The sequence below is a fragment of the Azorhizobium sp. AG788 genome (assembly GCF_004364705.1).
GTDB lineage: Bacteria > Pseudomonadota > Alphaproteobacteria > Rhizobiales > Xanthobacteraceae > Azorhizobium > Azorhizobium caulinodans.
This window is the reverse complement of sequence record NZ_SOBM01000012.1, coordinates 22,988-34,941: the sequence shown is the minus strand read 5'-3', so window position 1 is coordinate 34,941 and position 11,954 is coordinate 22,988. Positions and strand designations below refer to the sequence as shown.

General features: G+C 66.0%; 9 protein-coding genes. 2 read left to right on the top strand and 7 right to left on the bottom strand.

Annotated features, from left to right (window positions below):
• Positions 1 to 12: 12 nt before the first annotated feature.
• The gene (locus tag DFO45_RS23820; protein WP_166657243.1) at positions 13 to 2,763 is read right to left on the bottom strand and encodes an MFS transporter; all 2,751 of its coding nucleotides are present in this window, start codon (positions 2,761 to 2,763) and stop codon (positions 13 to 15) included.
• Positions 2,764 to 3,003: 240 nt separating this feature from the next.
• Between DFO45_RS23820 and DFO45_RS23815 the strand changes: the two genes are divergently transcribed.
• Positions 3,004 to 3,756 (top strand): cyclic nucleotide-binding domain-containing protein, encoded by a 753-nt coding sequence (locus DFO45_RS23815; RefSeq protein ID WP_133866817.1) that lies wholly within the window; start codon positions 3,004 to 3,006, stop codon positions 3,754 to 3,756.
• Between the two features lie 29 nt (positions 3,757 to 3,785).
• On the opposite strand, the gene DFO45_RS23810 is transcribed toward DFO45_RS23815, so the two are convergent.
• Positions 3,786 to 4,265 (bottom strand): VOC family protein, encoded by a 480-nt coding sequence (locus tag DFO45_RS23810; RefSeq protein WP_133866816.1) that lies wholly within the window; start codon positions 4,263 to 4,265, stop codon positions 3,786 to 3,788.
• A gap of 376 nt (positions 4,266 to 4,641) precedes the next feature.
• On the opposite strand from DFO45_RS23810, the gene DFO45_RS23805 reads away from it, so the two are divergent.
• Complete coding sequence (locus tag DFO45_RS23805; protein WP_133866815.1) at positions 4,642 to 7,056, top strand: PAS domain-containing protein; 2,415 nt, start codon at positions 4,642 to 4,644, stop codon at positions 7,054 to 7,056.
• Positions 7,057 to 7,078: 22 nt separating this feature from the next.
• Here DFO45_RS23805 and DFO45_RS23800 read toward each other — a convergent pair whose 3' ends face one another.
• The 5 genes from DFO45_RS23800 to DFO45_RS23780 all read right to left on the bottom strand — a co-directional run bounded on the left by DFO45_RS23800 (position 7,079) and on the right by DFO45_RS23780 (position 11,952).
• On the bottom strand, positions 7,079 to 7,366 hold the full coding sequence (locus tag DFO45_RS23800) for a YciI family protein (RefSeq protein ID WP_043880123.1): 288 nt from the start codon (positions 7,364 to 7,366) through the stop codon (positions 7,079 to 7,081).
• Between the two features lie 112 nt (positions 7,367 to 7,478).
• The gene (locus DFO45_RS23795; RefSeq protein WP_166657242.1) at positions 7,479 to 8,453 is read right to left on the bottom strand and encodes a sugar ABC transporter substrate-binding protein; all 975 of its coding nucleotides are present in this window, start codon (positions 8,451 to 8,453) and stop codon (positions 7,479 to 7,481) included.
• A 40-nt stretch (positions 8,454 to 8,493) separates the two neighbouring features.
• Positions 8,494 to 9,468: an ABC transporter permease gene (locus DFO45_RS23790; protein ID WP_133866813.1), complete on the bottom strand. Its 975-nt coding sequence runs from the start codon at positions 9,466 to 9,468 to the stop codon at positions 8,494 to 8,496.
• Positions 9,465 to 10,421, bottom strand: a complete 957-nt coding sequence (locus DFO45_RS23785) for an ABC transporter permease (RefSeq protein ID WP_133866812.1) — start codon at positions 10,419 to 10,421, stop codon at positions 9,465 to 9,467. Before DFO45_RS23785 ends, DFO45_RS23790 begins: the two co-directional genes overlap by 4 nt.
• A complete protein-coding gene (locus DFO45_RS23780; protein ID WP_245518246.1) occupies positions 10,414 to 11,952 on the bottom strand; it encodes a sugar ABC transporter ATP-binding protein in 1,539 nt (512 codons plus the stop codon). Before DFO45_RS23780 ends, DFO45_RS23785 begins: the two co-directional genes overlap by 8 nt.
• Positions 11,953 to 11,954: the final 2 nt, after the last annotated feature.

Below are 11,954 nucleotides of genomic sequence, written 5' to 3'. Positions count from 1 at the left end.
TGTCGCCCTTGATTATTCGGCCGCGGCCGGGCGGATGGAGGCGCGCTTGGCGCGCTCGACGTCGTGGAGCAGGCCGCCCTTGCGGGTGTAGACGGCCCAGGTGAGGACGAGGCAGCTCACGTAGAAGATGAGGAAGGCCCAGAGTGCGGCCTCCGGGCCGCCGGTGAGCGCGATGGAGGTGCCGTAGCCCTTGGGGATGAAGAAGGCCCCGAAGGCGGCGATGGCGGCGGTGAAGCCGGTGATGGCGGCGCTTTCCTTCTCCGCCTGCTTGCGGCGGGCCTCGGCGTCCGCCTTGGGCATCAGGCGGGCCATCTCCTTGGTCATGATCGCGGGGATCATCTGGAAGGTGGAGGCGTTGCCGACGCCGGTGGCGAAGAACAGCAGCAGGAAGGAGGCGAAGAAGCCCCAGAAGGCGCCGGACTGGTCGCGGATGCCGATGAACCACAGCACGCCTGACACGCCGATCATCATCAGCACGAAAGCCCCCATGGTCACGCGGGCGCCGCCATACTTGTCCGCGAGCCACCCCGTGCCGGAGCGCGAGAGCGCACCGACCAGGGGGCCGAGGAAGGCGAACTGAAGGGCGTTCACATCCGGGAACAGCGCCTTCGCCAGCAGCGGGAAGCCCGCCGAATAGCCGATGAAGGAGCCGAAGGTGCCGGTGTAGAGCCAGCACATGATCCAGTTGTGCGCGCGGCGGAAGATCACCGCCTGCTCGGCAAAGGAGGCCTTGGCATCGGCAATGTCATTCATGCCGAACCAGGAGGCGAAGGCCGAGAGCACGATGAAGGGCACGAAGAAAAAGCCAGCATTCTGGAGCCACAGCGGTGCCGCCAGCCCCTTCACCATGGCCGGATCGCCGCCCAGCCAGCCGAACACGCCGGCGGTGATGACGAGCGGCACCACGAACTGCACCACGCTCACTCCGAGATTGCCGAGGCCCGCATTGAGCGCCAGCGCATTGCCCTTCTCCGCCTTCGGGAAGAAGAAGGAGATGTTGGCCATGGAGGAGGAGAAGTTGCCGCCGCCGAAGCCACAGAGCAGCGCGAGGATGAGCAGCACCACATAGGGCGTGTCCGGGTTTTGCACCGCATAGCCGATGCCGAGCGCGGGGATGATCAGCGACCAGGTGGTGAGCGTCGTCCAGAGCCGCCCGCCGAAGATGGGCACCATGAAGGAGTAGAAGATGCGCAGCGTGGCGCCCGAAATGCCGGGCAGCGCGGCGAGCCAGAACAATTGGTCCGTGCTGTAGGTGAAGCCGACCAGCGGGAGCTTCGCCACCACCACCGACCACACCTGCCAGATGGCGAAGGAGAGCAGCAGCGCGGGGATCGAGAGCCAGAGGTTGCGGCGGGCGATGGCGCGGCCGGTCTTGGCCCAGAACTCCGGATCCTCCGGCCGCCAGTCGGTGAGCACGGCACCCGACGCCTTGGGCGCAACCGCGGTCACCTTCGGCTCTGGCAGGCCCTGCATCTCGGGCAGTTGCGGCAGGCGGGCGAGGGTCTCGCCCCCCGCCTCGCGCTCCATCTGGCGCACGGCGAGGTGCATCCACACCAGCGCACCGGACACCAGCAGGAACAGCGCCATGAAGCAGCTGGTCCAGAGGCCGGTGAGGTCGAGGAGCACGCCGAACAGGATGGGCAGGACGAAGCCGCCGAGACCGCCGATCATGCCGACAAGGCCGCCGACGGAGCCCACGTGGTCGGGATAATAGACGGGGATGTGCTTGTAGACCGCCGCCTTGCCCAGAGCCATGAAGAAGCCGAGCACGAACACGCTCACCGTGAAGCCCACCAACCCCATTTCCATATGGAAGGCGATCGGGCCGTTGGTGCCGTGCACCACATAGTCCGTGGGCGGATAGGACAGGACGAAGGTGGCGGCGATGCCGACGAGGAACGTCCAGTAAAGGACGCGCCGCGCGCCATAGACGTCCGACAGATGCCCGCCATAGGCGCGGAACAGGCTCGCCGGCACCGAGAAGAAGGCGGCGATCATGCCGGCCGTCTTGATGTCGAGGCCGTAGACGTTGATGAGATATTGCGGCAGCCAGAGCGCGAGGGCCACGAAGGCGCCGAAGACGAAGAAATAATAGATGGCGAAGCGCCAGACCTGCACGTTCTTCAGCGGCTCAAGCTCGAGCCAGGCGCTCTTGGGGCGCAGGCCGGTGCGGCGGCGTTCCGCCTGAACGGGGTCGTCGTTGGTGGTGAACCAGAAGATGGCCGCCATCACCACAAGGGCGGCGGCCCAGACCTGCGCCACCATCTGCCAGCCGAAGGCCACCAGCACGAAGGGCGCGAGAAACTTGGTGACGGCCGAGCCCACGTTGCCGGCCCCGAAGATGCCCAGCGCGGTGCCCTGCTTGCCCGCCGGATACCAGCGCGACACATAAGCGACGCCCACCGCGAACGAGCCGCCGGCAATGCCAACGCCCAGCGCCGCCGCGAGCATCTGCGGATAGGTGGTGGCATGGGAGAGGAGGAAGGTCGCGGCGGCCGCCGCCAGCATGGTGGCGGTAAAGACCAGGCGGCCACCATAGCGGTCCGTCCAGATGCCGAGCACCACCCGGATGAGCGAGCCGGTGAGGATGGGCGTTCCCACCAGCAGGCCGAACTGGGTTTCGCTGAGACCCAGCTCCTTGCGGATGGAGATGCCGATGATGGAAAAGATGGTCCAGACCGCAAAGCACACGGTGAAGGACACCGTGCTCATGGCGAGCGCCCTGCGCTGCTCGCCCCGGTCGACATCGTGGATCGCTGGCATTTTTGCTCTCGCGCCGTCCGCGCATCCGTTCTGCGCAGCGGCAAAATTCCGCCGACGACCAAAGCTCTCCTTGATTTGAATCAGAACTCTTCAATAGAAGATGGAAATGGCTTCAGTATTTAAATATGGGGAAGACGCACTTGATCTTATATCAACGATGACTTGACTTTGATGTTTGCATCAATTGATAATTGTCAAACGACCGGCAAAGGCGCGACGAAAGAGGATGGACACTGAACCATGCGAGTCGAGGATGCCGTGGTGGTGCGGGGGCTGGCTCTGTTTCGCAGCCTTGAGGACGCCGCCTTCGCCGATCTGCTCGAGACCGCCTATCTCCAGCGTTTCCCGCCGGGCATCGTCCTCATCAGCGAGAATGAACGGGCCGACTTCCTGCATGTGGTTATGGAAGGCACCGTCGAGATGTTCGCCACCAGCGCCGGCCGGGAAACCACCATCGAGCTGATCCGGCCGGTCGGCCTCTTCATTCTCGCGGCTGTGCTCAACGACCAGGTGTATCTGCAATCGGCGCGTACGCTCACCAAGGCACAGGTGCTGCTCATCCCGGCGGAAAAGGTGCGCATGGCCATGGAACGGCAGCCCGCTTTCATGCGCGCCATCGTGATGGAGCTCGCCAGCGACTACCGCCGCACCATCCGCGACCTGAAAGGCCTGAAACTGCGCTCGTCTGCCGAGCGCCTCGCCAACTGGCTGCTGCGTGCGGACACCGAGCAGGGCGGCAGCGGGCGCATCGAACTGCCCTGCGAGAAGCGCACGCTCGCTGCCCGGCTCGGCATGACGCCGGAGAACCTCTCGCGGGCCTTCGCCGCACTGAGCGCTTATGGCGTGGAGACCAAGGGCGGAAAGGTGATGCTCACCACTCCTCCCGCCCTCGCCCGCTTCGCCGCTCCCGATCCGCTGATCGACCAGCCGGACCCCGGCCTTGCACCGGAGGCGTCAGCCGTTCCGCCCGGAAGCGGCCCACCGCGCGGCTGATCGGTACCGCCCCAGCCCCGGCGGACGGTTCAGTCCTTGCAGGCGGCCACGATGGCGGCGATGTCGATCTTCTTCATCTGCATCATGGCGGTGAAGGCGCGTTTGGCTTCCTCGCCGCCCGCCGCCACCGCCTGGGTGAGCACGCGAGGCGTGATCTGCCAGGAAATGCCCCAGCGGTCCTTGCACCAGCCGCAGGCGCCTTCCTGTCCGCCATTGCCGACGATGGCATCCCAGTAGCGGTCGGTTTCCGCCTGATCATCGGTGGCGATCTGGAAGGAGAAGGCCTCGTTGTGCCGGAAGACCGGGCCGCCATTGAGGCCGAGGCAGGGAAGACCGGCCACCGTGAACTCGACGGTTATCACATCACCCGCCTTGCCCGCCGGATAGTCCGTTGGTGCGCGGTAAACGGCCTTCACCGCGCTGTCGGGAAAGGTCTGCGCATAGAAACGGGCCGCCGCCTCGGCATCGCGCTCATACCACAGACAGATCATGTTCTTGGGGCTGGTCATGGCGTCTCCTCCCACGGAACCGAAGGCGCGCCGGCCGTCACGGCTCGATGTCATCTGCGCCTTTCGTCAGGGTGAGGGAATGTAGCGAATCCGCAAGACGTTCCTGCGATGTCGCCCCGCGCTGGCGTCCCGCGAGGCGCACCGCCAAGGAGACGGACCCGCGCATCTGTGTTCTGCAGTCCACATCCTGCGCCTCCGAAAGGCATCGACCGGACGCCTCGGCACTTCTAAGATCGCGCGATAACAGAACCTCTTGACCGGCTCTGCGTTGTTCATCCTTGAGCCTGGCAGCAATGCCGAACAGTCGTTCATCTTGGGGGGCCGTGTGGGAAGATCGACGCCAGATCTGGACGATATTTTCCCCGGTGACAGCGCCATGGCCAAGCTCATGCGCCAGCATGACTGGTCCGCGACGCCGCTCGGCTGCCCGAGCACGTGGCCGGACGGGCTGACCATCCCTCTGCGCATGCTGCTCACCTCGCGCTTCGAGATGTGGCTCGGCTGGGGCGAGGATCTGCGTTTCTTCTACAACGATGCCTACATCCCGACGCTCGGCATCAAGCACCCCAGCATGCTGGGGCGGCCGTTCCGCGAGGTGTGGGCCGAGGTCTATGACGACGTGGCCGATCAGGTGGCCAAGGTCCGCGCCGGGGAGGCCACCTGGAACGACAGCCTGATGCTCATCCTGGAGCGCAGCGGCTATCCGGAGGAGACCTACCACAGCTTCTCCTACAGCCCGCTCTATGGAGCTGAGCGGGCTGTAGAGGGCCTGCTATGCATCGTGACCGAGGTCACGCGGCCAGTCATCAGCGACCGCCGGCTCAGCACGTTGCGGCAGCTCGGTACGGCATTGGTAGGTGTGACCTCGCGGGACGAAGTGAGCCTTGCGGTCTGTGCCGTGCTCGGCGCCAACCGGCGGGACTTTCCCTTCGCCCTTCTGTTCCTCGGCGACGGGAGCACGCGGCAGGCTGTCGCCTGCTCTGCGGATGCGGCCCATCTGCTGAACGGGCCCTGGCCGGATGATCCGCCGGCGAACGGCATCAGCTTCGCCCTGCCGCCAGACGTGGATTATCCCGCCGGAGACTGGCCCGCGCGGCCGCGCGAGGCGCTCTCCGTGCCCATTCCCGGCGCCGCCGGCCGGCCTGCCGCCGGCTTTCTCATCCTCGGCCTCAATCCCTTTCGCCAGCGCGGCGAGAATGTCGCCGATCTCGCCAATCTCCTCGCCGGCCAGATCAGCGGCGCCCTCGCCAATGTGGCGACGCTGGCCACCGAGCGCCGCCGGGCCGATCGCATCTGGACCAACTCCCGCGATCTTCTGGTGACGGTGGACGCAGCGGGCGTCTTCCAGTCCGTCAGCCCGTCCTGGACCCGCATCCTCAAGCACCCCATCGAAGCCGTGGTCGGCCGGAGCTTTTCCGATTTCATCCACCCCGACGATCTGGAGCCGGCGCATCAGGCGCTCCGCAAGGCCATGTCGGGCTCCTATCTGACGGGCCTCGAGAACCGCTTCCAGACGGCGGACGGCGAGGTGCGCCACATCTCGTGGAACACTGCCATGGAGGATGGCCTCGTCTATGGCTATGGGCGTGACGTTACCGAGGAGAAGGCCAAGGCCGCCGCACTCGCCAATGCCGAGGAAGCGCTGCGCCATGCGCAGAAGATGGAGGCGGTGGGCCAACTCACCGGCGGCATCGCGCATGATTTCAACAATCTGCTAACCGGCATCATCGGCTCGCTGGATCTGGTGCGCCGGAGGATCAAGCCCGACTGGCCGTCGGATGTGGACCGCTTCCTGACCATCGCCACGAGTTCGGCCGAGCGTGCGGCCTCGCTCACCCAACGCCTGCTCGCCTTTGCGCGCCGGCAGTCGCTTGATCCGCAGCCGGTGCAGGCGCACCAGCTGGTGGTGGGCATGCTGGACCTCATCAAAAAGTCCATCGGCGAACTGATCGTCCTGCGGATCGAGACCGAGGAGGATCTCTGGAATGCCCGCTGCGACCCCAACCAGTTGGAGAGCTCGGTCCTCAACCTCGCGATCAACTCGCGGGACGCCATGCCGGACGGCGGAACGCTCACCATCCGGACGGAAAATGTCCGTGTCGAGCCCGCCGATCTCGGGCGTGTGGCGCTCCCGGCGCCGGGGGATTATGTGCTGCTCCAGGTCGAGGACACGGGGCACGGCATGCCGGCCCATGTCATCTCGAAGGCCTTCGAGCCCTTCTTCACCACCAAGCCGCTCGGCAAGGGCACGGGCCTCGGCCTCTCCATGATCTACGGCTTTGCCCAGCAATCCGGCGGAACCGTCCTGATCGAGAGCGTCGAGCAGCAAGGCACGGTGGTCTCGCTGTATATCCCCCGCTCGCGGGAAGATGCCCGGCCCATCGTGCCCGCCGGGGGCGATGCCGATCGCGCGGAAGCGATCAAGCACGCGGCGACCATCCTGATCGTCGAGGACGAGCCTGCGGTCCGGCTGCTGGTCACGGAATCCCTTGGCGCGCTCGGCTATGAGACGCTCGTGGCCTCGACCGGGCCCGATGGCCTCAGGATCCTCCAGTCCGACCAGCCCATCGACCTGCTGCTGACGGACGTGGGATTGCCCGGCCTCAACGGACGCCAGCTTGCGGACGCCGCCCGCGTCACCCGCCCCGATCTGAAAGTCCTGTTCGTGACCGGATATGTGCACGATTCCGGCCTGTACGAGGACGGTCTGGAACCGGGCATGGCGGTCGTCACCAAGCCGTTCGATATCGATAAGCTAGCCAAACGGGTCGCGGAGCTCATCCGGCGATGAGGCTCCGCCCTAGGCGCGGGCCTCAGCCCTGACGGCGGATGAAGCCAGTGATGGTGACGCGAGCCCAGATGCCCGCCTTCTTGAACGGGTCTGCGGCGTGGAAGCGCTCCACCGCGGCGCGGTCTTCCGCCTCGATGAGGAAGAGGCTTCCGATCATCGTCTGGCCGTCATCGCTCACCAGCGGCCCGGACATCACGATCCGCACGCCGAAGGCCGACGTGTCGGAGAGAAAGGCCTTGTGGGCGTCGTAATGGGCAAGACGCTCGGAAAGCGCGCCATCGCGGTCAACGGCATGAATGGCAAACAGCATCAGCACAGGCTCCATGGGGCGAAAGCGCCTCCCGACGGCCGGAGCGGGTTCCGGTACAGGCCATCGGGAAAGCGCCCTCTTCTCTCTTCAAAGCGAGACGACGGCCGCCGTCTCAGTTGGTCTTGACGGACAGAGCGGCCGCATCCGACCAGCTTGGGCAGGAACGGCTCTCCAGCGGCACGTCATAGGGCTTGTAGTTCGAGGCATTCACGACGGTGGGCTTCAGCACCACCTCATTGACGATGGTCTCCTTGCGCAGGGCGCGGATGGCAACCATCGTTCCGATGCAGCCCTGGAGGAAGCCGTTGTAATCGCCGGACGCCAGCAGCTTGCCGGACTTGATGGCGTCCACCGCCTCCTTGGTGCCGTTGATGCCGACCACCTTGGCCTTGCGGTTGGCCCCGTCCAGCGCCTCGATGGCGCCGATGGCCATGGCGTCATTGGCGGCCAGCACGCCGTCGATCTGGGGATGCGACTGCATGAGGTTTTCCATCACCTGCAGCCCCTGCAGGCGCTGGTAATTGGCCGGCTGGCTGGCGAGCAGCTTCACGTCCTTGAATTCTTTCAGCGCATCATTGAAGCCCCGCACCCGATCCACATTGGTGAGCGAGCCCTTCACGCCTTCCAGGATCACCACATTGCCCTTGCCGCCCATCTCCTTGAGCAGATAACGGCCGGTCTCGAGGCCGAGGCTGTAGTCGTCCGCGCCGACGAAGGCGAGGAACTTGCCGCCGGCGCTGCGGTCCGTGACATTGACCACGGGGATCTTGGCATCGTTGATCTGCTCGACGCCGGGCACCATGGCCTTGTAGTCCACCGGCACGAAGACGATCGCGCTCGGCTTCTTCACGATCACATCCTCGATCTGGCTGAGCTGCTCGGGGATGGAGTCGGGCTTGGTGGGAATGTAGTGCACCACCTTGGCGCCCATCGCCTTGGCGGCGGCTTCAGCGCCCACGCGCACCGTCTGGAAATAGGGGTTGGTCTGGTTCTTCGTGAAGACGGCGATGGTCTCGTCCGCCGCAAAGGCGCCGGTGGCCAGCAAGGCGGCGGGCAGCACCACTCCGAACAGCTTGAGCTTCGACATTGGGTTTCCTCCGGTAATTATTCTGGATTGGTGACGCGGCTCAGGCCTTCTTGCGGCCGTACATGTCGAGCCAGACGGCGAAGACGAGGATCGCGCCGGTCACGAGCGGCTGCCAGCTGGCGTTGATGGCGAGCAGGTTCATGCCGTTGAGCACCAGCGTGAGGATGAGGGCGCCGATGAAGGTGCCGAACACGCTGCCGACGCCGCCGAACAGCGAGGCACCGCCGATGAGCACCGCCGCGATGGCCGGCAGCGTCATGGCCTCTCCGATGTCCCCCTCCGCCGAATTGAGACGGGCGAGGAAGACGATGGAGGCGACGCCCGCCATGGCGCCGGAAAAGCCATAGACGAGGATCAGCCGGCGGTGGATGGGAATGCCCGTCAGCCGCGCCGCGACGGGATTGGCGCCGATGGCATAGATCTGCTGACCCCAAACGGTCCTCTGGGCGAAGATCGTTCCGGCGACGAGGAAGACGACCATCAGATAGACCGGGATCGGAATCCCGAGGAAATGCCCCGAGCCGATCTGCCGGAAGCCGGGCGGGAAGCCATGAATGGTCTCGCCGGCCATGTAGTAATAGGTGATGCCGTGCAGCACCCACAGCATGCCATAGGTGGCGATGAAGGAGGGGATGCGCAGCTTCGCCACCATCAGGCCGTTGCAGATGCCGATGGCGCAGCCGGTGGCGAGCCCCGTCAGCGTGCCCAGCACCGGCGAGCCCGTGGCCTTGATGACGGTGGCGGCGAGGCACGCCGAGAGGCCGATATTGGCGCCGATGGAGAGATCGAGCCCGCCCGTCAGGATCACCAGCGTGAGGCCGGAGGCGAGGAAGAACAGGAGGCTCGCCTGACGCAGCACGTTGAGGATGTTGTTGGTGGTGAAGAAGGCATCGGTGGCGATGCCCAGCGCCAGGCAGATCAGGCCGGCGGCGAGCAGCCGGTAGACGATCTGCTGGACATCCTTGGACAGATGGAGGCGGGGCGAGCCCGCCGGAACGTCGCTGGCGAGGCTCATGACTTCTGGCTCCGCATGCCGTCGAGGAAGAGGGCGAAGATGACGAGGGCGCCGATGCAGGCCACCTGCACTGAAGACGGCACGGCCATGAGGTTCAGGCCGTTGCGCAGCACGCCGACGGTGAGCACGCCGAGCAGGGTGCCGAAGATCCAGCCATTGCCCTTCTCGAAAGAGGTGCCGCCCAGCGCCACGGCGGCGATGGCGTCGAACTCCATGCCGATGGCGGCGGTGGGATGGCCCGCATTCATGCGGGCCGTCATCAGCAGGGCCGCGACGCCGGCGGTGGCGCCGCCCAGCATGTAGACGGCGATGAGCAGAGGCCGCCAGCGCACGCCGGCGAGCGTCAGCGCATCCCGGTTGCCGCCCAGCGCGCAGACATAGGTGCCGAAGCGCGTGTGATAGAGCAGCACATGGAAGAGGGCATAGAAGCCCGCGCCGATCAGGATCGGCGTCGGAATGCCCGCCATCTCGCCGGAATAGACCTGCCGGACGAAGCGCGGGATGCCGACCACGCTCTGGCCATCGGACACGATGAGCGCCAGCCCCTGGGCCGCCCCGAGCGTGCCCAGAGTGGCCACGAAGGGCGGGATGCCGAGGACCGCCACCAGCCAGCCATTGGCAAGGCCGAAGACGAGGCCGACCGCGATGGCCCCGAGCAACCCGAGGACCAGCGACTGGGTCGCCACGACGATGAGCGCCAGCACCAGTGAGGCGAGCGTGAGCACTGCGCCCATGGAGAGGTCGAGCCCCTCGGTCATGATGATCAGCGTCATCGGCAGAGCGAGGAGCAGCAGGATCACCGACTGGACGAGGATGTTCGACAGGTTGCCCGGCGACAGGAAGCCGGGGCTCGCAACCGCGAACAGGACCGCAAGACCGACGAGGGCGACGGCGACGCCGGGCACGGCCGGCAGCCGGCGCGCACGGGTGGGGGCGAGGGCAAGGTCACTCATCGTGCATCCCCATTCGGACGATGTTCTCTTCGGAAAGGTCGGCGCGGGCGAGTTCGCCGACGATGCGCTTGCCGCGCATCACATAGGCGCGGTCGCAGACATGGACGATCTCGGCCTGTTCGGACGAGATCATCAGCACCGCCGCGCCCTCGGCCACCAATTGATCGATGAGGGCGAAGATCTCCGACTTCGCGCCCACGTCGATGCCGCGGGTCGGCTCGTCGAAGATGAAGAGCCGCGTGCCGGCGGCCAGCCACTTGCCGATCACCACCTTCTGCTGGTTGCCGCCCGAGAGCACGGCCACGTTCTGGCGCGGCGAGGGCGTTGCGATGCGCAGGCGCTGGATCAGTTCCTGCGCCGAGCGGCGCGCCTTGGCGGGCGAGAAGACCATGTTCGGGAACAGCTTCGGCAGGCCCGCGATGGCGAGGTTGTCGCTGACCGAGCGGATGAGCGCCAGGCCTTCTGTCTTGCGGCTCTCGGGGATGAGGCCGACGCCGGCGCGCGCCGCGGCATCCGGCCCGCCGGTCTGCGGCTTGCCGAACAGGCGGATCTCGCCGGCCGTCACCGCATCGGCGCCGAAGATGGCCCGCGCCACCTCGGTGCGGCCGGAGCCGACCAGACCGCACAGACCCACGATCTCCCCGGCGCGGACCTTCAGGTTTATGTCCCGGATGCCGTTGACCGAACTGACATTCTTCACCTCCAGCACGGTCTCGCCGAGCTCGGTGGCGAAGCGGCGCGGATAGGACATGTCGACGTTGCGGCCGACCATCATCCGCACCAGTTCATCCGGAGAGGTCTCGCCCGGAAGCGCCCGGCCCACCATCTTGCCGTCGCGCAGAACAGTGATCCGGTCGCCGAGGGCAAACACCTCGGCCATGCGATGGGAGATGTAGATGATGGCGACGCCCTTGGCCTGAAGCTGGCGCATCACCTCGAACAGACGTTCCGTCTCGCGGTCCGACAAAGCGGCGGTCGGCTCGTCCATCACCAGGATGCGGGCATCCTGCGAGAGCGCCTTGCCGATCTCCACCATCTGCTGCTGGGCGACGCCGAGGCTGTGCACCTTGGTGCGCGGGTCCACGTCGAGGCCGATGAGGTCGAGCACCGCCTGCGCCTCGCGATAGAGACGGCGGCGATCCAGAAGACCCGGAATCTTCGAGGGAAATTCCCGGCCAAGGAAGATGTTCTGCGCGACGTCCAGATAGGGAACGAGCGAGAACTCCTGAAAGATGACCGAAATCCCGAAGCGCCGGGCATCGGCGGGCGAGCGGATCTCGACCTTCTCTCCCTTGTGGAAATACTCGCCCGCATCCGCCTGATAGGCGCCGCAGAGCACCTTCATCAGCGAGGATTTGCCGGCGCCGTTCTCGCCGAGCAGCATGTGCACTTCGCCGGGCCAGACAGCGAAGGACACGTCATCCAGCGCTTTCACGCCGGGAAACACCTTCGAGATGCCGCGCAGTTCCAGAAGCGGCGTGCCGGGGGTCTCGGCGGACGGGACGGCTTCGAGGCGGGGCATCTTTTCCATCA